The sequence below is a fragment of the Paenibacillus allorhizoplanae genome (assembly GCF_927798215.1).
In the GTDB taxonomy this organism is placed as follows: domain Bacteria; phylum Bacillota; class Bacilli; order Paenibacillales; family NBRC-103111; genus Paenibacillus_E; species Paenibacillus_E allorhizoplanae.
Map to the genome: position 1 here is coordinate 94036 of NZ_CAKMMW010000018.1, position 26478 is coordinate 120513.

The following is a 26478-nucleotide window of genomic DNA, read 5'->3' on the forward strand; positions in this document are numbered from 1 at the left end:
ACCTATCTCCTTTTTGAAAAATGACTCATCAAATACGAATTGTCTGAAGAGAGAATGCACGCAACATTTTTATGAAAATCTTTCTGATTCGGGATCATCCGTAGCATATCCGATGTCGTCCAGTGCAGGCCAAAGCTCTGAAGGAATTGGATAATTGGCAAGTTCCAATGTCTGTGCTACTCGTTCCGGCTTGCTCATTCCAACGACAGTACTCGCGACGCGGGAGTCACGCATGGAGAATTGGAGCGCAGCAGCGGCTAAAGGTACATCATATTCCTGGCAAACTTTCATTAAGGATCTTGCACGTTCAATTAACAAAGGTGGTGCCTCACTATACGCATAACGTGCGTAGGCATCCGGCCCTTTTGCCAATATTCCGCTGCCATAAGGTGCTGCGTTAATGACAGCAACCCCTAATTGATTGGCTATATCAAGCAAAGGATCAGCTGAGCGATTGAGCAGTGTATAGCGGTTATGGGTCTCAACGGCGCTAAACTCCCCAGTCTCTACATAACGAATAAGCATGTCGATAGGTCCACCAGATATGCCAATGTGATCTATGACCCCCTGCTCCTTGAAGTTTTTCAGCACCTCAAGCGGCCCTCCTGCTCCCATAACATTTTCAAAGGTGGAATGCTCCGGGTCATGGATATAAACATATTGTAGACGATCCAGCCCTAATCGACTAAGACTTCCTTCAATGGACCTTTTTATTTGCTCCCCGCTGAAGTCGCCGGTCCGTAAACACCGATCTGCTTTGGTCGCGAGCACAAAACCCGCTGGGAGTCCGCCGTTCTCTTTTATGACCTTGCCAATTCGACGCTCACTCTCGCCTTCACCATAGGCAGCAGCTGTATCGAGAAAGTTAATCGGGCTAGCAAAGGCAGCGCGAATTGTGTCCATAGCGGTTTCCTCGGGTGCGCTAAAATTAAAGGTTTCCGGCATATCACCAAACGGAGCTCCACCAACACAAAGCGCAGAGACAAACAGGCCAGTGCTACCAATTGGTCGATTCGAGTAAAGGGATGTAGTTGACATAAAGTAACCTCGCTTCTTATTAAGTATTATTTAGGTTGAAACACCTCAGAGTTATCGATAATTCATTTAGTCACTAATAACGCCTTTTCTTAAAATAATATTGGCATACAGTGCCTTTTCACTCGTCGCTACAATGGCATAAGCTTTCTTCGCCCGCTCATAAAAAGCGAATCGTTCCACGTACTCGATGGCAGGTGTTGTATGTTCACGTATGATCCCCTCGTACTCGCCCCAGATCGGTGTGTCAACTTGATCTCCAGGAACTACAGCCATTAGCGCAACAGGCTCATTACCGTATGTATCAAGTGGATACAGGGATAATACCGCTTTCAACAATTCCGGTACACCATGGCCATCGCAACGTAACAGACGGTTCGCATGACTGGCTGCCGGGAAATTCCCGTCTGCCAAGATGATTTCATCCCCATGCCCCATCTCCATTAATACTTTGAGCAACTCTGGCGAAAGGATAGAAGGTATCCCTTTTAACATACTCATCATCTCCTTAAGAAGATTGTGTTATCGATAACTCAAAATTAACAACTTTATGCCTTGCTGTCAATCCTTTATTTCTATACAATATGAAATAAACCGGCTAGCAAAGGAGATTAACACGTGATAACAATCTATGACATCGCCGAGAAGGCTGGTGTTTCCGCGATGACGGTTTCCAGAGTGATCAATAATACGGGCCGAATCAGCGAAGAGACGCGTAAGCGAGTACGGAAAGTCATGGAAGAGCTCCATTATATTCCTAATGCATTGGCACGCAGCTTAGTTTCCCAGAAGACGAATCTCATCTCTCTTCTCATCACGGATATTACCAATCCGTTCTATACGACCTTAGCACGAGGCGCTGAGGATGCAGCGAAGAAGGCGGGCTATCGATTGCTTTTTGCCAATAGTGATGAGGACTATGAGAAAGAGAAGGATTACGTCGATATGATTCTATCCACACGGGTAGATGGCGTATTATTCGCACCAGCAGGCGATCATTCACATGACAATTTACTGCAATTGCAGAAGCATCAGATTCCATTTGTTGTATTGGATCGTGAAATCCCCGGTATTGATGCGGATGTTGTCCTTGGCGACAGCAAGGAAGGTGCCCGTAATCTGGTTGAACATTTGATTGCTCAGGGGCATCAGCGCATCGCTTTAGTTAACGGTTCACAAGATGTTTCAACAGCTCGATTGCGATACATAGGCTATAATGAGGCGCTTCAACTAGGCGGAATAACCCCCGATGATTCACTCGTGCTCCATCTAGGTTACCGCGATTTCCACGATGAGACTGCACTCCATGAGTTGCTCCAGCTTGATGATCCACCTACAGCCATTTTCGCAGCTAATAATATGCTGGCCGTTGGCGTCATCCAATCCCTGCGCCAACGCGGCCTACAAGTACCAAGGGACATGTCTGTTGTCTGTTTCGACGACTTCGGACCCGCAGGTGCAATCAATCCATTCCTCACCGTTGCGTCACAACCAGCTTACCAATTCGGGAAATTAGGCATGCAACTACTTATTGAACGCATAGAAGGAGCAGCTAGCGATGCAACTCGAAGAATCATGCTGCCTTCAGAGCTCATTGTTCGCTCATCCACACAACCTCTCTCATAGAGACAGCGAGCTATTGTTCTTCCCATTTATGAACAATAGCCGCTACAATCTCTTCCTTCGTCGCCTCGGTTAATCCATTCCGAAGTTCCGTAATAAATTCAATAAAAAGCAGGGATAAGAGCTCATTCATATCCATGTTGAGCGCTTGATGGTGTTTCCAGTTCATATCGTCGAAAAAAACACGCATCCGATTCGTCTCGGCTGGGTGTAGTCTGACGTTAAGTGTTAGATAAGCAGCACTATCCGAATGCCCCTCCTGAAAGGAAAGTCCCCATTGAAAGCCGGGTACAGTTCCACCGTTCGGTCGCTCATTCGTGTTTGCTGAAGCAACAATACCTCCAAATTTGCTTCTAAGCTGTAAAATGTATGTATATAAATCCTTGCCCTTGCGCACATGATCCATAAAATTATCAAATAATAGTTTGACTAGGAATGTTTTGTTGATTCCAGTTAACTCCTCTTGTGAGGTATAGACAATATCCTCCAGAAAAGCATCTGCTCGGTCGAAATAATCCCGAGGTGCCCTCACTTTAACCGTCTGGTAAATATCCGTATCCGCCCCTCCCCGTTGAAACAAGCCCGTCCATGATTTTAGTGTGAGCATAGCATACTCCCCCTTCTTCTCCCTCCTAAACTATTATTCCGAATCTAGCAGAAAAATGACTACAACGAAAAGAGACTACCCATTTATATCCTAACGAATATGACTTTTGGCTTACTTTTTTGAGTGGTCATTAGGGGACTCATTGTTTATGATGAGACTAAGCATTATAGCGGCGATCTAACGAAGCTGGAGGTTATACACATGGATGCAGGAACGTCACGGAAAGCAATAGTCATTGGAGCGGGAATCGGTGGATTATGCACGGCATTGTCACTTCAGCAACAGGGATGGCGTGTAGCGATTTACGACAAGGCAACATCACTGAGAGAAGCCGGGGCTGGAATCGTGCTCGCAGCTAACGCCATGAAAGCACTCGATTTGCTTGGCATTGGAGAAACAGTACGAAACGTGGGGGCACCTGTTATTCAAGCTGACATTCGAAAATGGGATGGCACGATAATTACGAGTCTCCCAGCTGCCAAACAAGCAGCACTATACGGAACGCAAAGCTATGTCATTCATAGAGCTGACTTACAAGCGATTCTTGTGCAAGCAGTAACAGACACAACAACTATTCAGACCAATAAACAATGGATCGATGGGACACAGAGTGAACAAGGAGTTAAAGCCGTTTTCCAAGATGGTACGCAGGAATATGCAGATGTCATTATCGGCTCTGATGGGTTTCACTCTGCCGTACGAGAACGACTATTTGGTCAAAGCCCAGTCCGTTATTCGGGATATATTGCTTTAAGAGGCGTGTGTACACAGGAGGAGGCGCGCAACACAACTCAGGGTGGCGGGTTCGAGGCACTGGGACCAGGAAAACGTTTCGGGCTCTCCAGCCTCGGCAATGGCCGAGTATTCTGGTTTGCCGCGATTAATGCACCACAAGGAAAACTACCTCCGGTTAAAGAGAGACAATCTGAGTTGCTGCGTCAATTTCACGGTTGGTACAACCCAGTCGTGTCGGCGATTGAGGCAACAGAGGCATCGACCATTCTGGCGCATAACATCGTTGACCGCCCTCTCCTATCCAAATGGAGTTCAGGCAGAGTGACGCTTCTCGGCGATGCTGCACATCCGATGCTGCCCAATTTGGGACAGGGAGGTGCTCAGGCAATTGAAGATGCCATCGTACTGGCAAGGTGCCTCCGAAATCCTGATATTCCGGCAGCACTTTCAGCATATGAGAATGCACGAATGGCTCGGACAAACCGAATCGTGCGGATGTCTCGGTCGATGGGACGAATGGTACAACTCGAGAACCCATTTCTGATCTACTGCCGCAATAAGCTGTTGGCATCCTTGTCTGATGCTCGTTATATAAGCCGTTTCGATCCTATCATTGGATATGAGCTGTAGAGTGGATATAAACACTTTTTTACTGTAAGATACTGCACATCGGCTGCCTTGTAACATAAATTGGTTTAAGCGCATAGAAGTCAAAGCTATAAAGCTGATATGTTTTAAAGCCAAAGGGTGAACATAAATGGAGAATTCGAAGTTAAATGAGCTTAGAAATCGAATTGATGAAATAAATGAGAATCTGCAAGAGCTGCTCTCCGAAAGAGCACGCATTACCCAAGAGATCGGGCTGGAAAAGGAAAAACAAGGCGTGCCGAAATTCGACCCGCTACGCGAAAAGAAAATGCTAGACACCTTGGTTGCACGAAATACTGGTCCATTCGATGACGAAACAATTCGTCACCTTTTCAAACAAATATTCCAAGCTTCGCTGACTCTGCAACAAACGGCCCACAAGAAGCAACTCCTCGTAAGCCGTAAGCGGCAACAAGCAGATACCATCATTCAGCTTGGTCCTGCAGCCATCGGCGGAGGTAAACCGATCATGATCGCGGGTCCCTGCTCTGTAGAGAGTGTTGAGCAAGTACGCGCGGTTGCTGCAGCTTTAAAAAACGCTGGTGTGACCGTGCTGCGCGGAGGTGCCTTCAAGCCTCGCACATCTCCATATGATTTCCAAGGGCTCGGTCTGGAAGGATTACGAATACTCAAAGAAGTCGCCGATGAATTCGGACTCCAGACGATCAGCGAAATCGTCGATCCCGCACATATCGAAATCGCGGGACAGTACATCGACGTGATCCAAATCGGCGCGAGAAACATGCACAATTTTGAACTACTGAAGGCGGCTGGCGAAGTACGAATTCCGATACTGTTGAAGCGCGGCCTGTCTGCTACGCTCGATGAATTCCTGCATGCTGCCGAGTACATCCTATCTCGCGGCAATACGCAGGTGATGTTAATTGAACGCGGCATCCGAACCTATGAGCGGGCAACTCGAAATACACTCGACATCTCGGCAGTTCCGATTCTGAAGCAAGAAAGCCATTTGCCTGTCCTGGTTGATGTGACCCATTCCACGGGACGCAAGGACATTTTCGCACCTTGTGCCAAGGCAGCATTGGCCGCAGGCGCGGATGGAATCATGGTCGAAGTCCATCCGAATCCAGCTACTGCTCTTTCCGATGCACAGCAGCAGCTAACGATTGAGGAGTTCAACCAATTTTATGCAGCGATTCAGCGATCCGGATTGTTTTAATGCAAAAAAGCCCCCAACCCCACACAAGTGGAATTGGAGGCTTCTTACCTATACGGTTTTATCTACAAAGGAAATTTTATTGGTCTCAGCAAATTTTTTCAGTTTAGACGCCATCGCCGCGATATCAAAACGGTTCAATGTTTTGTTATATACCCAACGAGGAGACTTGCCCGTAAGCTCAATGATAATTTGACCAGGTGCGTGCACAATCTCTTTAATATTTTCCGCACCAAGCACTAATTCTCGGGCCAGACCTCGCTTCGAGAGATTCGTCTTGGTCACTCGCAAGTACGGTCTCCGCACGAAATAAATAAGTACGCCGACTACCAAGTAGCTAAGCGTTGTATACCAGTACATTTTGTCCCCTTCGGTTTTCGTCAACGTAAATAACAAGAAGAGCGAAACTACGATGAAGAACGCAGCCAACAGGATGCTTCTCCCCTTAAATACGACCGGACGATCCGGATCTGTTGAAATCGGCGCCTTCCCTTGTTTAGATCTAGTTTGATTGGCCTTTTTCGTATTCTTACTTACCATTCTTTCCCACTTGCGTGACATGCCTTTCACTCCCTGCGTAATAGTTACCAAACTCTTCTCCTCATAATCCCATACTTACGCCAGAATGTCGATATTTAGCTTGTCATACACGGCAAAAAGGAGCCCTCTCGGACTCCTACACTACCCTATTGGTTCACATTGGAGTTATACAGATTTCCTCCACCTGTACGTACGTCATTCACCGCTGTGGTTCCTGTTGCCGCACTCGTTGCATAGACGACGTATCCTGCCGAGCTATCCAAATTTACGGTGTTATTGTTAAAAGAATTATTCGCACCTGTCGCATAGTCCGTACCATGCGTACGGACTTGGAAAGCATCGACTACATTCGCATTGCCATTCCGATACCCTTGATTGTAGCGGACAATCGTATTCACACCTTTTACATCAACGAAGCTGTCCGCACTATTCGCACCACTTATCCCCGTACCATTAAATGTGCAGTACTCGATAATCGTTCCGCTCGCACCTTCCTTCACATCAATATGTTCAGCTGTAATACCACCATCGAAATTCGTATGACTGATCACATTCCCTGTTACAACATGCTCATAAGGCGAGCTGGAATCAGAACCCACATAAGCACCTTCCCCATACCCCGCTTGATACAACCCTGTATCGTAAATAAGCGAGTACGACAATGTATTATAGGAGCTGCCGTCGCGGAAATGGACACCCTCATCACCAACATAATGAACTTCTACATTGTTCAGCAGATTGTTATTCCCGTTATCGATGATAATCCCTTTCTGCGCATTCGTAATCTCAACATCACGAATCTGCCAATAGTTGCCCGTCAGGTGAATACCATAGGAGCCATCGTTCACATTCACGCCCTTGAGCACGGCTGGATTAGCTGCATCACAGCTCTGCAGAACGATCGGATTGGAAGCTGTTCCACTTTGATCCGAATAAAATAATCCTTGCCCACCTGGATCACCACTCGTCGAACGATCGCCTACATAATTACCAGGGGCAAGCAGAATAACGGACCCTGCCACTGCATTCTTCATCGCATTTTGAATCGCAACCGTTGTTGTCAGTGCATTGGAACAACCTGTAGGTGGCGTCCCCGCAGACGTTGTCACATTGATTGTGCTGCTTTGGCTTGAAGCATTTCCAGCCGCATCCTTAGCTTTCACATAGTAGCTATACGACGTAGACGCCGCTAAACCCGTGTCACTCGTGGAAGTGCCCGTCACGGTCTTAAGGAATGCGCCATTCCGATACACATCATATCCCGTTACGCCAACATTATCTGTCGATGCACTCCAACTGATATTGATCTGGCTGCTGGAAGCCGCCGTCCCATTGAATCCAGCAGGCACTGTTGGCGCTTGGGTATCCCCACCTGTACCTCCACCGCTAACGACAACAAGCTGCGGCTTGTTCGAGGCATTCTCATTACTATTCAATGTGGTGTATTTACCTACACTTTCTTGCAGTGCAAATGAAACGACACCATCTCCTGCCGCTTCCGCAGTCACATAAGCTGTCACATCAATCTCGTTGTATGTCGTCGTCGTATTGATGGCAACACTACCCGCAGAGCTGCCGACCGTTGGTTTCGTGCTCCAGGTAATCGCGGATTGTGTCCAGCTGTCGGTCGTTTGATACGCGGATAGAACGGTTGACGCGGATGCGCTGCCATAAATCCGGAGTTTCGCACTCGTTACACCCGAAAGGCCTGAGAGACTGTATTTGAGATACGTATACCGAGAAGCACCTGGGTCATTTTTCACATACAACGAAGTGGCTGTGCCATAATTGCTTGTCGGGTTACCTTCATGCACATAGGAATCATCAGATGGGCTTAATGTGGTTGTCGCTGCTCCTGCCACTGTAGGAATTGCAAGCAGCACAACTGTGGAAAGCATGGCAAATATCCCTGTCTTACCTCTGTATTTCTTGAAAAGCTTTCTCATTACTATTCCTCCTCAGCTCCCATTAGATAGCGCTTACAAATAGAATTATAAGAGATCATCGCCTGCACATGTTTCCCGCTATTGTTCAGAACTTGCACTGTGTTGCTGTCTTTTATACCTGCATGCGATACGACTTCGGTGTCGTTCCAAGGATGTTTTTAAACACACGTGAAAAGTAAGAGACATTCTGAAAGCCCACCTCCTGAGCGATATAACTAGCCGATTTCGACGTGGTTTCAAGCAAGAGACAGGCTTCCCTTAATCTGCGAGATATAATAAATTCCGTTATGGTGCGCCCCGTTGACTGCCGAAAAACATGAGATAAATAAAAGGTGGAGAGATGCAAATCCTCCGACATCCGTTGTAAATCAAATTTATCTTTGTAATGTTTTTCAATCCATTCTGTGATCTGCCCAGCCGTATGATTACTGCTCAGCTTCATCTTCTCCTTCGGCGCTTCGCAAATTTCACTTTCAAATGGCTCAAGCTGCTGAAGTATGGATATTAAGCATAGGACAAATTCTTCTTGCTGTTTATGCATCGAAACACGACTTAGTTTCCTATGTAAATGCTCATATAATTTGGCTAGATGCTGTTGCTGAGGGATCACATGACGGGTTAACGCATGCTTCCAAAGCGTATTAAACCATGTACGAATTCCGCTAAAAGCGCGCAGCGCTGTGTCCAATCTGTAGGGATCAAACATCAGAATAGATCGAACAAAGGGACCTTGGATTTGAATACGATGCAATTGAAATGGTTGGAAAATCAAAAGGCTGCCTGGCTCAATGGTGTACCAGCGTTTGTTCACTTCCACACGTCCTACCCCTTCATACACATAGAGGAATTCCATACATGAATGGGCATGATAGATCTCCCAATACTGCTTTCGACTTGATTTCTCATGATTCAGATGAAAGGGCTCTTTGGTGACATCAACACTTGTGCTAAGTTTCAACAGCTATCCCTCCCGTTTTTTTGGAAATCGTTTACAATATAAGCGTGAGCACACTCTATCACATTCTTGAATAAAACAATTGTACAAATTCTAGGAATTCCTGTGTTTTGTTTAGATGGTTACACGCACACAAAAAACAGATCCTGCCATTTTCTCCTGGAGAGAAAATCAACAAGATCTGTTTACGAGATCAACTTAAACGTTGACCTTTTCTACGCGTTTGTCCGGAGCTTCCAAGTGTTCAGGGGATTCTTTCCCTTCACCTACGAGCTCCCTGGCTGAATTTTTAAATTCGTGCAGGGTACGACCTACAGCTCGACCAAGTTCAGGCAGCTTAGACGGTCCAAACAATACCAATACCACGACTAAAATTAACATGAGTCCAGGTAATCCAATATTTTGCAGCATAGGCACATCATCTCCGTTTCATTAGTCTTGGTTATGGCGCTTTGGATACACAGCAACAGCTTCAATTTCAATTAGCCAATCCGAGCTAACGAGGCTTGCAATCCCAACCGTGGAACGTGCCGGCTTCACAGGATTAGCTTCTGTACCAAAAAATTGCGCATATGCGTCAAACCAACCTTGATAATCGAATTTGCCTTCTTTGGCTGCATCTGGTGTTACATAGACACGAAGATAGGCAACATCTGCAAGTGTGAGACCTTTATCTTTTAATTGCGTTTCAATGGCTTTTAGAATGCCAATCCCCTGTGTTTTCGTATCCCCGTAACGCTCATATACGGTCTTGCCTTCTTTATTAATAACGGGTGGTACCGTGCCACTAGTAAATAAATAGGAAGCCCCAGCAGGGACCGACACACCCGCAGCAATGGAAGAAGCTGGATTACCATAAAATTCAACTTCGTTAATGGGCTCTGCATTGTATTTACTTGATTTTTCTGTCCCAGCCGCATAAGCACTTACACAAATCAGGCATGAACCAACGGTAGCTGCTACGATCGTCTTCCACTTCTTCGTTATAATCATCATGATTCACTCCTTCTCCTCTACTCTTTCATTACTCGCTCATGAATTTCGGTAACGACTTTACGTGCAGACTCAATAGCCCCGGCCTGCCATGCAGTAATATAACTGATATGCTCTCCTGCCAAATAAATACGGCCATCCGGTTTACATAGAGTTGGATAGTAGTTTTTACGATCGTCAGCCGTATAGGAGGCCCAGCCACCTTGATTATACTTAACCTTCTTCCAATCCACAGAGAACGAAGTTTCGAACTCCTTGTGGTATTGCGGATGAATCTTCGCACCTTGGCTTAATGCATATTCCTCGCGAGCTGCAAGTGACATACTACCTAGTTTATCTGCGTTTCCTCCAAATGAATAATAGCCTAACAGAATTCCTTTTTTAGAAAAATAGTCGGTCGGCGGGTAATAGATATTGGCAATATCCATATTCGTTAATGAGCTTCCACCATAAATCATCTCATCTTCTTCCCAGAAGCGACGCTTGAATTGAAGGCCAATCTTGCCTGCTGCAGCATAGCTAATATTCGCGATAGCTGTTGACATCTCTGGAGAGAAATCTGCTTTAATGTTCTTGAGAACTGGAAGTGGGATAGTACAGATGCAGAAATCGCCAGAAACCTCTTTATTTGCACCGCTCAACAAGTCTTTATACAAAATCTTAACACCATCGGAAGATTGCTTAATTTCGTGAACTTCCGCATTAAATTGAATTTTATCGCCTACGCGTTTCTCGAACGCCTTCGCAATCATATCCATCCCGCCTACGGGGTGGAACATCATCATTTGCTGATCATAACCATACTCACTGCTGAGAAATTGACCAAAACCAGAATTAATAATCGCTTTCAAGCTAAATGGATCCTTGCGAACACCAGCGTCAAATTTGCCGCCCGGCTCTTCCACATATCCAGCTCTGCTTGAACCTTTATAGAACAGATCCGCATTCAGATCCCCTTCACTTTTCAAATACGCAACTAGCTTCGTTTTTTCTTCTGTTGTCAAAGGTAGATCTAACGCTTTCTGATTAACAGCTTTAGCCAGCATTTCTGCGACATAACCACGCACATCTGCTTTGGCCTGCCGCTTAGGAACTTTCACGCCAGACAACTCGCCTACATTTTCATTATAGTAGTACCCGCTCTCATTCACATTGTTAAAGGGTTCGATAGCAACACCGAATTTACGGGCATAATCCAGTGTCACATGAAATTGAGGAATTCGCATTGGTCCTGCATTGAAGTACATGCCATTGTCGAATCGTGCCACCTGTTTCGTGCCACCAATTTCTGTAACGGTCGTACCTCTGCGCACTGTCCATGCTCGTCCACCTGAACGCGCTCTCGCTTCTAGGATGGTGCACTGATAGCCTGCCATTCCCAGCTCATACGCCGCCGTCATCCCAGCAATCCCACCGCCAAGGATGATAACTTTCTTTCCATTGCGATTTGTTGATGTAAGATCCCTGCCCGACGGCGGTGTATAATCAGCTGCTTTCATCGTTTCGGGGGAGAGTAGTCCTAAAGTACCCATCACACTGAATATTGCAGCTGACCCTCCTAGTTTGCCGACTGTTGTCAGAAATTGTCTGCGTGTAATTTGATCTTCCTGGATCGGTGTCTTCTCCATACATCCATCTCCTCGTGTTTGAGTTTTGCTATCCGCTACTTAAACTTAACAGCGAGGAAATGAATAGTCATTATATCATGTAAGGTAATATGACATAAATTTTACTTATACTAAGATAACCAATGCCTATTTGATCGTTTTTCCAAATAATGATAGAGTTTCATTAATTAATGTCACTTATAAGTTAGTTAACCTTACATTTAACTGGAGGGATAGGCTGATGATGACAAAGAAAAAGGTAATTCAAATTGGTATCGTAAGTGAACTGACGGGATTAACAGAAAGGCAAATTCGATACTACGAGGACCGCAAGCTTATTTTTCCAGACAGAAGCAAGGGAGGCGTTCGCAAATATTCATTCGAGGATATTCAAACGATTATGGATATACATACAAAGCTAACTGACGGCTTTCATACGGTAGAATTAAGACGAATGCTAGCCGGCTCCTAACACTTCCATACCCATTAGACTGGAGGGCTCCTATGCAGATCAAAGAAATGATGTCACTTGTCGAACATCTAACCGAACTACGTACACGCATTATTCGCGTCCTCATTGCCGTAATCCTAACGTTAATTATTGGTTTCATTTTTGCCCAGCAGATTCTCCTTTACCTCAAACACAGCTCTACAGCATCCGATATTACTTGGCATGTCTTCTCACCGATGGATAGCCTTCGCATTTATATGTTGATCGCATTCGCCGTCTCTCTCACGCTAACGCTTCCTTTTATCCTTTATCAAATATGGGCATTCGTTAAAAAAGGACTTACTAAAGAAGAGCAAGTCGCCACACTGCGGTACATCCCCTATACATTTTTATGCTTCATGATTGGTTTAGCTTTCGGTTACTTCGTTGTGTTCCCGATGTGTATCAAATTTACTTTGAGCGTTACCGAAAACCTTGGATTAACTCAAACCTACGGTGTTGCTCAATATTTCAGCTTTATGCTCAATATTATCATTCCATTGTCTTTAGCCTTCGAGCTTCCGATTGTCGTTATGTTCCTCACGAAGCTGAAGCTGCTGAATCCTAAATTACTTCACAAAGTACGCAGATACGCCTATTTGATTCTAATTATTACAGCCAGTCTCATCTCTCCTCCTGATCTAATCTCTCATCTTATGGTAGCTATTCCCTTATTCGCTTTATATGAAATCAGCATTTTACTTTCTCGCATCGTGTATAACGGGCAACAACGGGAACAGAGCCTCAGTCAAGTTGAATATGGTATCTCTTAAAATAGTCCTTCTCTCATATTGTTCATCTCTATCAATTCGGATATAGTTACGTTAACTGACATGCAGAAAAGGTGAACTATGCGAATTGAACAACTCATTTATATTATTGAAATTAATCAAACAGGTTCCATTTCTTTAGCAGCGGAAAAGCTTCACGTATCCCAGCCGAACATCTCTCAAGCAATTGTCAGCTTAGAGGAAGAGCTAGGCGTGAAGCTTTTCGTCCGTTCGCGCACCGGAGCCATTCCTACGGAAGACGGGAAATTAATTATTAGCAAAGCTATAGAGATCATGAATAAAGTAGAAGAGCTTCGCGAAACAGCAGGTTTTCAATTTAATCAACTTTCAGGCTCTCTCTCCATTGCCTCTGTGCCAAGTCTCTGTTTGAGTGTATTGCCTCCAACACTGGCTATTTTCAAAAATAAGCACACGGATGTGGAACTTGTTATGATGGAGTTGAATTATCCACAGATCATCCAAGAGGTTCTTGGTGGACAAGTCGATTTGGGACTCATTGCTGTCGCAAGAAATTATCAAAGCCCCAACACGCAGCTAATCTCGGAACATTTGATGGATTGCCGAATCATGGCCTATGTGGGTAAAAAATCCCCTTTAGCGCACCGAAATAGCATCACTATTGAAGAACTCCTTCAAGAACCTCTTTTGATTTCCTCTGATTACTTAATTAACATATTCAAAAAGCATGGGGAGCCTAATATTCTTTTTAAGCTAGGAAATTCAGAAGCAGCTAAACGGATTATTGCTGAAGGAATCGCGATTGGCTTCTATACGGAGACAGGGATGCGGTATGACCCTTATTTAGAAACAGGGAGCATTGTTGCAATAGAAGTCACTGGTGTAGATTTTGGGGTTTCCTTCCGAACCTTGCGCCTAAAGAGCCGACATCTTTCACTGCCTTGCAAAGAATTTACGAAGGAACTCAAAACCATTATTGCAGCAATGTGACATCCGTAGTCATACATGTCCCACCTACCAGCTCTGATCCTTTCCCTATCAACGAAAATCCATAGCTACCCCCTTTTCTATAGCTCGAAATAATGTGGCACTCGATGAATTTGTCGAAATTAGACTAACATTATTTAGGGCTTTTCCCTCATTGTTCCATCCTACATTTTCAGCTATAGTTACCTCATAACAAAGTTCTAGGCATATTCCATCCGCACATCTCATATCATGTATAGTTGCTTATTTCTGAAAACCAAATGTAATTTGCAGAAAATTAAGTTCAAACTTGAAGGGATGTTGATTTCGTATTCTTACACTAGAGAAAATCCAATTTATCGAGACACAATGTATCAATCCGCAAGATGCTATTATTATTCGCCTACTTATCGAGGGTGTCGCCCCTCACGAAATTGTTTATTTGAAAAGTAATTCCTTAGATGAAAAAAAGCAAATACTTACTGTGTCTGACGCTATGGGCGGCAAAAGGTACATACCCGTTTCCAAAACCTGTGTCGAACGATTCCAATCCGCATTGAAGCAAACCAAATATTTGACTAACTTGGGTAACCCGCTTCAACCTAAGAAATTTACAGATTTAAGAAACAGTCCTTTTCTAATCAAAATGAGTATGACCGACTATATCGCGAATCGAGCAATGATTACCGAATTGGATTCTGTAATTTTACGAACGATTTACATGCGCCTTCGTCGATTAGCTGAGTATTTCTCGCTCCCTGAGCTCACTCACTTAACAACAGTTAAGCTTGAAGTGAAACAGCTTGCGATTGTATAGCTTTCATGTTAAAGGCCTATAGGCCTTTTTTTGTGTAAAAAAATGGATCTCCTGCTTACTCGGAGATCCGCTTGTATTATTCGGTTTGAAGACGATGGGCACGTTGTCTTCGTTTCAATAACTCTGGCAACGCTATGCCTAACATCGTCACAATTACACCTAACCACTGCAGTCCACTCACAGATTCGTGGAGTACGATGAAGGACATAATGACAGCCGTCGGCAGCTCCGCTGCGCTCATGATCGTGGCCATTCCACCGCCAATGCGCGGTACACCGATGGCAAAGAACAATGGGGGTATTACGACACCGAACAAGGCTAGCAGTAATGCCCATGGCAATAGCGATTCATGCAAGGAGCCATTCCACAAGAAATGAGGTGGGAAGATCAGCATGACAATGATAAAGGAGCCAGTTTGCATCACAGCACCTCTTGTGATTGGCGCAATTTGCTTAGCAACCTTACCGCTCATGGCAATAAACACCGCGTACGTCAATGCGGATAGCAAGCCCAACCCCACTCCAAGCCACGAGGGTGCTTCGAGATTTCCTTTTAGATAACCACTTGCCATAATAATGCCGATAAATAAGAAAATAAGTGCGATGAGTTTATCTTTGCTGGGACGTTTACGATCCATAATAGCTTCTAATACGATACCAATCCATGTAAATTGAAATAATAAAAGAATGGCAAATGATGCGGAAACATATTGCAATGCTGCATAATAAAATATCCCGGTTAATCCTGAGCTTGTTCCCACTAACATGAGCAGGAGGGCATTACGTGGTGAGACACGAAACGTTTCGGCTTCTGCTGATCCTTGTTTAGCTGATTTGGCCGTTACGAAAGCCATGATCCACATCATGATGAGTCCAAAAAAGATCTGTGAGCCAACCACCTCACCCACATGAAAACCAGACTCGTAGGCCTTCTTCACGAATGTTGACAACAACCCAAAGCTGCAAGCGCCAGCTAATACATAAACATAGTATTTCATGCTAATGACCTTATCAAGATATCTCTGACAGTATCTCTAGTCATGACTTTATATTGACCAATCGTAGATTTCATGAATGATTTGTGCACTAATTCTTCGATGCGTTGATCATCAATACCATAATAGCCAAGCTGGCTCGGCGCTCCGAGAGAATCCCAGAATTGCCGTAAAGCTTGAATTCCTTCTAGAGCCACTTCGTGATCCGTTTTTCCCGTGGCATCGATCCCGAAAACCGATATAGCCAACTTCTTCATCCGCGAAGGATCATCTTCTGCACAATGCATCATCCAATTCGGGAATACAATAGCAAGTCCGCCTCCGTGAGGGATATCGTAAACCGCGGATAAACCATGCTCAATTTGATGAGACGCCCAATCGCCGCCATCTGTCCCACAAGACAGCAAACCATTAAAGGCGGTAGTTCCCGCATACATAATCGTCGCACGATGCTCGATATCTTCCAGATTCGATAATAGCTTCGGCGCAGCCTCCATAACAGTCAACAAGACTGCTTCCATGAAGCGATCCATCATCGGGGTATGTTCCGTGCGGTGAAAATATTGTTCTAGCACATGTGACATCATATCTACAATGCCATAAACCGTCTGATCTAATGGAACGGTTGTGGTATAAGCTGGGTCCAAAATAGAAAAAGCCGGATAAGCTAATGGACTGCTCCAACCGCGCTTCTCATTTCGATCCCAATTGGTAATGACAGAGATGTTATTCATCTCCGAGCCTGTCGCGGCTATTGTTAATACGGTCCCCAGAGGCAGAGCCTCCTGCGGTTCAGCTTTCCTCGTAATGATGTCCCAAACATCCCCATCGTAATAAACACCTATCGAAATGGCTTTGGCACAATCAATGACACTCCCCCCACCAACAGCAAGGATGAGATCGATTTGATTTACTCGGCATAGCTCAATACCTTTTTTCACTGTTGTCAACCTGGGGTTAGGTTCAACACCCGACATTTCGACTACAATAGCTTGCCTATCTAGAAGCTGCTTCATCACAGCATCGTATACACCATTTCTCCGGATACTACCTCCACCATAAACTAGCAGCACGCGTTTTCCGGTATTTCCTAGCTCTTGTTGCAACTGTTTGATCTGACCTACGCCAAACCATAATCGTGTTGGATTAAACTGAATAAATGATTGCATATGTGTGTAAACTCCTTCGATGACTAATATCTACAGAAGTATATCACAACTCGAATTCAATAGCATTGGAAACACCTTTGGCATAGACACCCCTTTCCATGAGAAAAACCGCACACCTCTTAGTAAGATGTACGGTTCGGAGCACTTATATGCGATGTAAAGGAAGTGAGAATGAAATGCTGCAACCCTGACCTAATCGGCTTTCCGCCCAAATTTGCCCACCGTGATATTGCACGATTTCCTTGGCTATTGCCAGCCCTAAGCCGCTTCCGCCCGAGTTACTTCTCGATTTGGATACCTTATAGAACCGCTCGAAAATATGAGGTAGATCCTCCTCACTAATCCCCACGCCTGTGTCGGATACCCGAATAACGAGTTCACGTGGCTGGTCCCTTATCTCGGCTTGAACATGAATGGAACATCCCTTGGTCGAAAATTTAATCGCATTGTAAATAATGTTGGCATACACCTGCTCAATTCGATCCACATCCACAGTCAGCATGTCCTGCCCATTCATCTGCGCCATGTTTAACGTGTAGGCAATTCCAGCATTTTGAGTATCTAATTCATATTTGTCAAAAAGCTGACGAATCATCGTCATACAAGACGTTGAAGCCAGTTGGAAATGGAACTGCTTCGTTTCAAGTCGGCTCAGTTGATACAAATCCGTAATCAAGCGTTGAATACCAACGATGCGCATATGTACTACGCTCAAATATTTCTTCTGTTCTTCTGGTTCTTGAATGACACCATCCAGAATCGCTTCTACATAACCTTGGATCGATGTGAGTGGCGTCCCTAGATCGTGGGAAATGTTCGATAAAAGATCCCGCCGCGAAGTCTCCATCAAGATTAACTCATTTGTACGTTCTTTTACCTTGGACTCCAGATCATTGTATAATCTAGCATTCTCAATGGATATCGCAGCTTGAGCGGATAGTAACTTGATCACATCCAAGCGATCTGATGTGAAGGCATTGCGAATTAAATTATTTTCCAAATAAAAGACGCCAATTAGATTACCTTGATGTAGAATCGGTTCGCAGAAGATGGATTTACTTTCCGCTTGTCTAATGTAAGGATCGTATGAGAAAAGCGTTGATTTCTCTGCATCATCTAACACGATCCCCTCTTTCATACGCGCAACATACTGGATCACGGATTGCGGAACATTATCACGTGTTTCGAGCAAAACAGAGCTCACCCTACAGGAATCCTTCCCTGCGCTCGCAAGCATCTCCGCTTCAACATACAAGCGATCCTTATCTTTCAGAACAAGGATACTACGCTCTGCACCGGAAGAATACGTAACAATCTCCATCAATCGCTTGATCAATTGCTCTAGATTCACTTCACTTGAGAGAGAGCGCGACGTATTCATAATAGTTTTGAAATCAATTGCTTGTAAGGAATAATCACTGATTTTGGTTGTCGCCCAATCAAGAGACTCCGCACGACCTGTAAAGTATGCCGGATATCTAAGCCTTAGATCATCCGCCTTCGCTTTTGCCCCCCAATTCACATAACCAAAGTAAGCATCAACGAAATACGTTTTAGCAATCCGTTCACGACCTATTTGTTTATAATACCTTCCAGCCAACTCCGAGGCGATGGCTTCATGTTGGATAAAGCCCTGTTCCCTCGCTTGTCGAATGGCATTCTCATATCTTTGCTCCGCCCTTCGACCGTGTCCAGTAACACGATCCCATTCCGCTCGCATTAATAGACTGAGATGCAAGAAATTCTCCGGACAATGCGAAGACCATTTCTCCATTTTCCGCAACATTTTCTTCACTTGTTTGGTAAACCATTTGCGATCACTTAATGAAGCTTCAGGGAACTTCGCCGTAATGGACAACACAAAATAGAAATAATTTTCTGGAATATGAAATAATCCAAAGGACGCTACTTGTCGCGACTCTGCCATTCTCCCCATGTTCACCGCGTCGTCATATTGCCCAAATAAGAACGACAACATCATTTTTTTGACGCTAAATACATGAATAATAACTTGATTCGAATGAACTTCCAACTTACGAACGAATCTTTCTTCTTCCCCTTCATCATTGCCGATAAGCAAAGGATTTAACGTTTTTCCTTCCAAATTCAAAATGACCATGCGCAGCATTTCCATCATTAGCAATGTATCGTGATGGTTGGTCTGCTCCAGAATCCGATAGTTTTTCACTAAATATTCATATAATTCAGAGAGGGCAACGCCTTGCAAATCTTTAACCAAAACTTGATAGGTGAGTGCGTACCCCGCGAATACTAAGTCACCGTCCTCAATTCCGGTGCGGAAGGAATCCTTTAAAAGCGCAAGACAATTGTGAAGAGGCTTCACCCACGGTGTGACAAACAATCCGAATGAAAAATAGCTTTTACTACGGAATTGATGGGATTGGAATCGCTCATTCATTCGTTTACCAAGTTGTCCATATTGATAGCCTCCTTGATAATCCCCGAACCCTGAGCCGAGTATTAGGCCATATGAACCATACACATATGCCATTGTCGGTGAATTCCCGTAGTTCATAGCAAGCTTGGTCATGTTAAGCATGAACAGTACGTATAAGTTCGTATTCACGAAATAGGCCGAAATAGCGACGCTCATCATGAGATTCATCAATTTGGATCGATAGGCGTCTTCCATAATGGGCAAATCATAAAGCTGCAACGTATTTCTGAAGCCAATCTTCCGTTTCACATCGAGGTAAGCTAGTAATATGCTTGCGCTTACTGGCGCTTCAGGGATTCGTATCCCTTGCTCCGCCAGAGCTTTCAAGCCTAATTTTACACTCTGATGCTGCTTCCCAACATTCGTATATAAAACCACCTGCAAGTTATACAGCTCAAGTTTTTGTTCAACTGTTGTAGCTTCTTGCAGTAGCTGTTCATAGGAGGATTCCGCTTCGTCCGCCTGACCATTCAAATAGAGAACCTCAGATTTCTCTAACCGAATGGTATAACTAAGCTCCGCTAATTCCATACCCTTTATTTGTTTCAAAATTTGCAACGCTTTATTGTAATATTGAAGCGCCGATCGATACGCGTTGGAGGATTTTGCTTTACGCCCAGCACTAACATTGTATTCAAAAAGCTGTATAAAAGCCGGATGTTCTGTCACCAATTCCGATCCAATGTTCAAATGATTGACGATTTCAAATAAACGCTGCTCTATTTCATCTTCTGATAATTCTGTTAGCAGCATTTGAGCAATGTTATGATGCATCTCAGATAGTTTAGCAGTTTCCACTGAGCCATAGATCGCTTCTTGAATCGAGTCGTGAACAAAAACAAACCGGATATTACGGGCAACTGATCTCCCCAGAGCATCATGAAAAAATTTATAATCCATCCCAACCGGAATTATTAATCCGCTTTGGATAGCCCCTTCCAGTTCATGCAACGTCGCACCATAAGACGCCTGCATGATAATCCCCAACGCCTCCAAATCAAATGAAACACCCAGACAAGCAGCCAAACGCATCACACGTTGCGTTCGCGAAGGCATACGCTCCAGTTTCTCAGCAAGAAGAAACATTAAATTATCTGTAATCCGAAGCTTTTGAATTTCGTTCATATCCCATTGCCAGCGATTAACTTCATAATTAAATGCAAGTAACTTTTGCTCATGCAATTCCGTTAGGAATTGTTTAACAAAGAAAGGGTTTCCTCCAGTTTTGTTTACAACGAGATCCGCTAATTCAGCGACTTGCCCTATTTCTGACTTCAACGATTCTGCGATAAGTTGCCCAACATCTTGAATGTTAAGTTCTTGTAATACAATTCGTGCCTCAACAAGACGCGCGGGCAACTTATTGAGTAGCTGAACATGCAAGGAGGATAAGCTGTTCTTCTCATACTCACTCCGATAGGAGCCAATGAATAAGAAGTATTTCAACTGTGCATCGTTCAAAAGTAGATCTAACACCTGCAAGGATGCTGCATCCGCCCATTGCAAATCATCAAGGAACAACACGATCGGCCGATCCTTCGCACAAAAAAATAGCAAAAATTGCTGCAACAAGAAGTGAAGCCGATTCTGCGTTTCTTGCGGAGGCAGTTGCTTGACGGCAGGTTGCTCACCAATTAGAAGCTCCAGTTCCGGCACCAGATCGATTAATACTTTTCCGCTCGACCCTAGTACTCGAAGTAACTGCACGCGATATTCAGCGAGTTGATCATCTTTACCTGTCAACAGTTGCCGAACTAGTTCTCTCAACGCTTTTGCAATGGCATGATACGAAACATGATGCTTATTAGGTTCGAATCGTCCAGATAAAAACCATCCTACATCCTTCATAATGGTCTTCATCGCTTCGGCAATCAGAAACGATTTGCCATATCCAGAGTCACCTGTGACCCACACCACTTCAGCAGAGCCATGCACGACATTCGTATATACGTGAAGCAGTTTATTAATCTCAGAGTTGCGGCCATATAAGCCTTGAGGAATTTGGAACATATCCGTCATATCATAGTGGCCTACTCTAAAATTGTGCAAATCTTCACCAGAACGAATCGATAGCAACACTTGCTCAAGGTCTTGTATGATCCCGTAAGCGCTTTGATAGCGATCCTCGGCATCTTTAGAAAGAAGTTTCATAATGATCTCGGATAATGCTTTAGGGATACCTATTCTCACGCGATCAGGTGGAATAGGCGTAACAGCAAAGTGACAATGCAGCAGTTCCAATGGATCTTCCGTCTGAAAAGGTAGGCGGCCCGTGATCATTTCATAGAATGTGACCCCAACTGAATAATAGTCCGTGCGATAATCGATTATCCGATTCATTCGCCCTGTTTGTTCGGGAGACATGTAACTTAATGTGCCTTCCAGTAATAAAGGATCCAACATCTCTTGTCGTTCTCTTGTAACCGAAGAAATACTGAAGTCCCCTAGCTTCATAATCTGTTTCTCCCGATTCATGATTATATTGCTCGGTTTAATATCCTTATGTATGATGTAACGTTGGTGAACCTCGCCAATGATTTTGGTCAATTGGATAGCTGCTTGCAGGAAAGCTTCGATCGACTGTTGAAATAGCGGGAAATAGGTTGAAAGTGTTTCCCCTTCAAAGTCCTCCATGACCAGAGCCACACTATTTTGAAACTTGGGCAAAGCGCGTGGTTTGACTATGCCCGGAATTTCTAACAAGGCGCCAATTTCATACTCACGTTTCAATCTAGCGATATCCGCTGTGATCGGAAAGTCAGAGTTCAATGTCTTAATAATAACTTTCTCGCCAGATTGCTTATGGACAGCACGGTACAATATATTCCGTTCGCTTTGATAGATTTGTTGGAGGATCTCATATTCCGGTAAAATTAACATCATTACCCCCTAGTAATTCTCACTGCGAGGAATAGGTATTAGAATAGCTTACCATCCCATGGCAGCCCCTTTTCAAACCGTTTCTTATCATGAATATGATATATTTTCAACACATCGATTTGACCTAATTCGAAGGTATACATCTCCCAAATTTTACAAAGATCATCTTTTAAACCATCTCTTTCCAAAATCGCATTGACAGCTCTACGCGCCGCCTCATTCGCCCCCTCCATAGTCGCTAGATTCGTATTGGTACGCACATAATCCGCAGCAAGGAATAAATTTGGTATACCCGTAAAAGCTTCTGGACGATCATCCCAAGTCCCTACACGATTAATTAGCAACGGCTCCATGTTCGTGCAAGCATGCTCTGGATTGTCGAATTGTATATCCGTATCCAAGAACCAAGAGTACAGAACCGAGTCCTCCAAAATGACTGCCCCATCCACATTAAGACTCAACTTCATCTGAGCCCAAACTTCAGCTTTAATTTCATCAGCTGTACAATGTTTCGCCGTTTTGCCAAACAGGATACCCGGCGTATCCCAATCTGAGATGTCAACGGACAATATACCTTTCACCGTTCCATCACCATACTCACTCAAATTTACATCTGGCCAAAATTGTTTCTGTGAAACAGAAGTAAGTGACCAGGGGGCATCCAAGTAAATCACGTGCCCATGTGTAATCGGAACATCTTCCTTCAAGTAATACTGGATGCCATTCATCCAGGCAACAGAATCAACAAGCTTCTGCACACCTTGCAGTGAAGGGTCTGCTTCCAACATTTCGTTAGTTATCATTTTACCCATCACCTCTACTGGGAACGCAGCGATATAGTAGTCAGCCTTTATTTCTAGTTGCTCACCATTTTGTGAAATCGTGGCACTCTGAATTTGTCCATTTACACAATTGATTCTCTCGACCTTCGTATCCAAATAATAGTTCAATCCTTGATCCTGCAGAAAAGTTAACCACGGATAGATCCACTTGTCATTGGTTGGACCATTCAATAATCTCACAAAACTCGTGCCAGGTGTTGTAATATCTAATGTCATCTGAACAGCTACAGGTCCTACCGTTTGTGTATTCGCAATTTTGGATTGACAAGCCACCAAAGTTTTCGTGAAACCCGCAAAAATCTTCTGAAAAGCGGGTGATTGCTGTTCAGCCTCGATGAATTCCCACCAATCTATTAGATTATATTCTTCACGAATACGCTTGTCACAGCTTGTCATAACCTGCCATAGCTTACGTCCATATTGTTCCATATCTTCCATGGTAAGCCCTAGACCATTATCAAAGAGATCTTTAATCAACACTAACAAGTTATCTAGGCTAAAATCGATCTTCGCTAGTAATGGCAACAACGGAGCCGTATAGGTAGCGATGTCTAATCGCGTCACTTCTGTTAAATTATCGTAAACCGTTCCATTCTCGTAGGGAATTCGCTTTAAGGTATCGATTACATGACGATAGAATCGTGGAAATAAGCGAAAACCGTGCTCACCTGGTAAATCTCTCCGACCAGCAGTACCACTGCCAACAAAGGGCATACTTCTGGCCTTTCCACCAGGTATATGCTTAAACTCATATACCGAAACCTCGTAACCTCTTTCTATAAGTTCATGAGCTGCACTCAAACCTGCGACTCCGCCACCTAAAATTGCGACCTTTTTCAACACAAATCCCCCTCGTTTTGGCGTTTTATGTAAATTTATCTGGTCTTTATATCATATCATTTAGGTCATTTGAATCATAGAAAAACCGAGCAGAAACTTAATAGATTTATAAATGAATCTACCTGACTCATAGTAAAACAAAACCTTTCAAATGCTGTTTTCCTCAGCAATGAAAGGTTCATGATGTTCGTATTAATCAAGCTGAAAATGAGTTAATGTGTGTAGTAGCTCCTCGGAAATGTGATTCAATGTTGTTGAGGAGCGCTCGACTTCCATGGTCGAGGCTGCTTGTTTCTGTAGAGACAAGGTAACATCTTGTGTGTAAGAAGTTGCTTTTCGTGAAATCTGAACACTACCCTCCATCGAGGCGGATACTTGCTGTGTACTCGCGGATATTTGCTCAGAAGCGGCTGATACCTCCTGAATTTGTTCCGCTACCTGATTCACAGCGTGCAAGATCGATTCAAATACGATGCCTACCTTTGCAATTAGCAAGCTCCCCTTCTCTACTTCGGCAATCTCCAATTGCGCTTTCTCTACGACAGATTTAGAGCTGCTCTTCACTTTCGCAATCAACTGAACAATGTTCTTGGCAGATTCGCTTGATTGATCGGCTAACTTCCTTACCTCTGTAGCGACCACCTGGAATCCCCTACCCTGATCACCTGCTCTCGCCGCTTCAATGGAAGCATTCAAGGCCAGAAGCCGAGTTTGCTCGGAAATATCCGTGATCACATCAAGCATTCGATCAATCTGCGTAGATAAATCAACAAACTCCGAGATCGTGGTTGCCGTTTCAGATACTTTCATTTTGATTGAAGTCATTTGATGTACAGCTAAGTTCATATCTTCAAAGCCGTGTCTTGCTTCGAGCGCAGCTTCGTTGGCCGCCTCAGCAACGAATGAGGAGGTTTCTGCAATGCGCTGAACCCCAGCAGCCACCTCGTTCATCGCAAATGAGGTTTCCTCTGAGCCTTTCATCAAGACTTCCGAGCCTTGCGCCATATTGGTCATGATGGACTGAATGGCCTTCGAATCAGCAGAGGTATCCTTCACATTCAATTGAAGCTGCTTCGATGAGTCGAATGCTCGCTGAACGACAAGTCGACTCTGGCGAATAACATCTGTAAAGCTATCTGCCATGTGATTAAAGGCATTTACTACGCCGCTAAATTCATCCTTAGAGTGGGATTGGACACGGACTGTCATATCCCCTTCAACAAGCAGCTGTGAAGCTCGAGCCAGCTCGTCAATTCCCTTTTTCACAGATATATAAAAAGCCATGAATAAATACGCAGCTAGAAGCAGTACACCCAGTACAATAAGTGCGTCAATCACTAAACTTTTCGTATAAGCATCCACACGTTGTTGGAGTAATTCGATTAACAAGCTAATCTGGTGCGTATACAGAGCAATTGCTGCCTCTTTGGAAGTTCGTGATGTAGCCGCGAATTCATTCGCTGTAATTTGAATAACACCCGTGTTGACTAGCTTCTCGTTCAATGCTCCGAATGTTGCAAGCGCAGACGATACGCTCTTTTCATGCAAGGCAAGACTCATGGAGGCAGTCTCAGGATTTAGCTTATGCAACTGTTCACCAACCGATTGAATCTCTGTTAAAATAGACTGTCCTTCACCACTTAGATGGATTAATTCCTCTTGTTCCTCCGGGTTTTTGATAGACCGACGAGCAGCAACTTCGATGCCTTTTCGCTCAATTTTCTCAAGATTATTCCAAAATGCAGGAAAAAGATGTACAGTAAAGTCTATGAGGGCACTCGTGCTTTCCTCAGGATCCAAATCCAGCTTTGCCTGCTGTTCAACCGATTGTATGAGTTGGATCACCTGTTGTTCCATTTGCTCATGTTGAAGTTCATAGTATTTCTGACTTAACCCATCTATACTTGAAGAAATTGATTGCCACTGGTCCAAGATAGCTGAAACAAATTTTTCTTCCAGTAATGATGTATTGGCACGCTCCACTTCCGCTTTCAACCACAACATGGTACGATCAATTTGTACTTGCACTTGTTTCAAATCTGTCTTCTCAGGTGGTTGAACACCGTCTGTCGAAGGTAAACTTTGTCCGAACTGATCCAATCGGATCAACAATTCACCCAATTCACGTTGAACAGATATCCCAGACATTTCGCGTTTAGCTCCACGCATATTTTGCGTTGTCCCAGCTAATAATTGTTCGGCTAACAGCGTAATCGGAATGATGAATACACAACCTATAAGGAAAAATTTATGCGGGTACCTAAGTTTATTCAATAAGTAAATGGCAGGCTTAAACAACGTTGAAGTCAAATTAGTACTCATTCGGTTATCTTTCATCCTGATCTGCGCCTCCATATGCGTCAACTATCCTGACACGATACTTAATTTATGGACCCATCTTACAACG

At 44.1% G+C, this 26478-nt stretch carries 21 protein-coding genes and 1 pseudogene; 7 read left to right on the forward strand and 15 right to left on the reverse strand.

Annotated features, from left to right (window positions below; genetic code table 11):
- Positions 1–69: 69 nt before the first annotated feature.
- Both L6I86_RS24720 and fucU read right to left on the reverse strand, forming a co-directional pair.
- Positions 70–1038 (reverse strand): aldo/keto reductase, encoded by a 969-nt coding sequence (locus tag L6I86_RS24720; protein ID WP_236291072.1) that lies wholly within the window; start codon positions 1036–1038, stop codon positions 70–72.
- Positions 1039–1104: 66 nt separating this feature from the next.
- Positions 1105–1530, reverse strand: coding sequence for an L-fucose mutarotase (gene fucU, locus L6I86_RS24725; RefSeq protein ID WP_236291073.1), 426 nt, complete (start codon positions 1528–1530; stop codon positions 1105–1107).
- Positions 1531–1653: 123 nt separating this feature from the next.
- Between fucU and L6I86_RS24730 the strand changes: the two genes are divergently transcribed.
- A complete protein-coding gene (locus tag L6I86_RS24730; RefSeq protein ID WP_236291074.1) occupies positions 1654–2661 on the forward strand; it encodes a LacI family DNA-binding transcriptional regulator in 1008 nt (335 codons plus the stop codon).
- 10 nt (positions 2662–2671) lie between these two features.
- On the opposite strand, the gene L6I86_RS24735 is transcribed toward L6I86_RS24730, so the two are convergent.
- Complete coding sequence (locus L6I86_RS24735) at positions 2672–3265, reverse strand: hypothetical protein (RefSeq protein ID WP_236291075.1); 594 nt, start codon at positions 3263–3265, stop codon at positions 2672–2674.
- 201 nt (positions 3266–3466) lie between these two features.
- Between L6I86_RS24735 and L6I86_RS24740 the strand changes: the two genes are divergently transcribed.
- Both L6I86_RS24740 and L6I86_RS24745 read left to right on the forward strand, forming a co-directional pair.
- Positions 3467–4630 (forward strand): FAD-dependent monooxygenase, encoded by a 1164-nt coding sequence (locus L6I86_RS24740; protein WP_236291076.1) that lies wholly within the window; start codon positions 3467–3469, stop codon positions 4628–4630.
- Positions 4631–4757: 127 nt separating this feature from the next.
- Complete coding sequence (locus L6I86_RS24745; RefSeq protein ID WP_236291077.1) at positions 4758–5828, forward strand: bifunctional 3-deoxy-7-phosphoheptulonate synthase/chorismate mutase; 1071 nt, start codon at positions 4758–4760, stop codon at positions 5826–5828.
- A 48-nt stretch (positions 5829–5876) separates the two neighbouring features.
- On the opposite strand, the gene L6I86_RS24750 is transcribed toward L6I86_RS24745, so the two are convergent.
- The 6 genes from L6I86_RS24750 to L6I86_RS24775 form a co-directional block, all read right to left on the reverse strand.
- Positions 5877–6386, reverse strand: a complete 510-nt coding sequence (locus L6I86_RS24750) for a hypothetical protein (RefSeq protein ID WP_236291078.1) — start codon at positions 6384–6386, stop codon at positions 5877–5879.
- Positions 6387–6511: 125 nt separating this feature from the next.
- The gene (locus tag L6I86_RS24755; RefSeq protein WP_236291079.1) at positions 6512–8311 is read right to left on the reverse strand and encodes a CBM96 family carbohydrate-binding protein; all 1800 of its coding nucleotides are present in this window, start codon (positions 8309–8311) and stop codon (positions 6512–6514) included.
- Positions 8312–8423: 112 nt separating this feature from the next.
- Positions 8424–9269, reverse strand: a complete 846-nt coding sequence (locus tag L6I86_RS24760; protein ID WP_236291080.1) for an AraC family transcriptional regulator — start codon at positions 9267–9269, stop codon at positions 8424–8426.
- Between the two features lie 195 nt (positions 9270–9464).
- Positions 9465–9677, reverse strand: a complete 213-nt coding sequence (tatA, locus tag L6I86_RS24765; protein WP_056609959.1) for a twin-arginine translocase TatA/TatE family subunit — start codon at positions 9675–9677, stop codon at positions 9465–9467.
- A 21-nt stretch (positions 9678–9698) separates the two neighbouring features.
- Positions 9699–10259 carry a RidA family protein gene (locus tag L6I86_RS24770; protein WP_236291081.1) on the reverse strand — a complete coding sequence of 187 codons (561 nt, stop codon included), beginning with the start codon at positions 10257–10259 and terminating at the stop codon, positions 9699–9701.
- A 20-nt stretch (positions 10260–10279) separates the two neighbouring features.
- Entirely contained in the window at positions 10280–11887 is a 1608-nt protein-coding gene (locus L6I86_RS24775) for a flavin monoamine oxidase family protein (RefSeq protein ID WP_236291082.1), read from the reverse strand.
- 220 nt (positions 11888–12107) lie between these two features.
- Between L6I86_RS24775 and L6I86_RS24780 the strand changes: the two genes are divergently transcribed.
- The 4 genes from L6I86_RS24780 to L6I86_RS24795 all read left to right on the forward strand — a co-directional run bounded on the left by L6I86_RS24780 (position 12108) and on the right by L6I86_RS24795 (position 14888).
- Positions 12108–12338 (forward strand): MerR family transcriptional regulator, encoded by a 231-nt coding sequence (locus L6I86_RS24780; RefSeq protein WP_082595234.1) that lies wholly within the window; start codon positions 12108–12110, stop codon positions 12336–12338.
- A 32-nt stretch (positions 12339–12370) separates the two neighbouring features.
- Positions 12371–13129: a twin-arginine translocase subunit TatC gene (gene tatC / locus L6I86_RS24785; protein ID WP_236291083.1), complete on the forward strand. Its 759-nt coding sequence runs from the start codon at positions 12371–12373 to the stop codon at positions 13127–13129.
- Positions 13130–13207: 78 nt separating this feature from the next.
- Positions 13208–14095, forward strand: coding sequence for a LysR family transcriptional regulator (locus tag L6I86_RS24790; RefSeq protein WP_236291084.1), 888 nt, complete (start codon positions 13208–13210; stop codon positions 14093–14095).
- 460 nt (positions 14096–14555) lie between these two features.
- Positions 14556–14888: a hypothetical protein gene (locus L6I86_RS24795; protein WP_236291085.1), complete on the forward strand. Its 333-nt coding sequence runs from the start codon at positions 14556–14558 to the stop codon at positions 14886–14888.
- 76 nt (positions 14889–14964) lie between these two features.
- Here the strand turns inward: L6I86_RS24795 and L6I86_RS24800 are convergent, their stop codons facing one another.
- The 6 genes and pseudogenes from L6I86_RS24800 to L6I86_RS24820 all read right to left on the reverse strand — a co-directional run bounded on the left by L6I86_RS24800 (position 14965) and on the right by L6I86_RS24820 (position 26408).
- Positions 14965–15885 carry an EamA family transporter gene (locus L6I86_RS24800; RefSeq protein WP_236291086.1) on the reverse strand — a complete coding sequence of 307 codons (921 nt, stop codon included), beginning with the start codon at positions 15883–15885 and terminating at the stop codon, positions 14965–14967.
- Complete coding sequence (locus L6I86_RS24805) at positions 15882–17051, reverse strand: iron-containing alcohol dehydrogenase (protein WP_236291087.1); 1170 nt, start codon at positions 17049–17051, stop codon at positions 15882–15884. The genes L6I86_RS24800 and L6I86_RS24805 overlap by 4 nt, the downstream gene beginning before the upstream one ends.
- A gap of 145 nt (positions 17052–17196) precedes the next feature.
- The gene (locus tag L6I86_RS35965; RefSeq protein WP_420851926.1) at positions 17197–17652 is read right to left on the reverse strand and encodes a sensor histidine kinase; all 456 of its coding nucleotides are present in this window, start codon (positions 17650–17652) and stop codon (positions 17197–17199) included.
- A gap of 48 nt (positions 17653–17700) precedes the next feature.
- A pseudogene (locus L6I86_RS24810) lies at positions 17701–22392 on the reverse strand (ATP-binding protein); the annotation flags it as partial.
- A 35-nt stretch (positions 22393–22427) separates the two neighbouring features.
- Positions 22428–24074 carry a hydroxysqualene dehydroxylase gene (locus L6I86_RS24815; protein ID WP_236291089.1) on the reverse strand — a complete coding sequence of 549 codons (1647 nt, stop codon included), beginning with the start codon at positions 24072–24074 and terminating at the stop codon, positions 22428–22430.
- A gap of 189 nt (positions 24075–24263) precedes the next feature.
- Positions 24264–26408 carry a methyl-accepting chemotaxis protein gene (locus L6I86_RS24820; RefSeq protein WP_236291090.1) on the reverse strand — a complete coding sequence of 715 codons (2145 nt, stop codon included), beginning with the start codon at positions 26406–26408 and terminating at the stop codon, positions 24264–24266.
- Between the last annotated feature and the right edge of the window lie 70 nt (positions 26409–26478).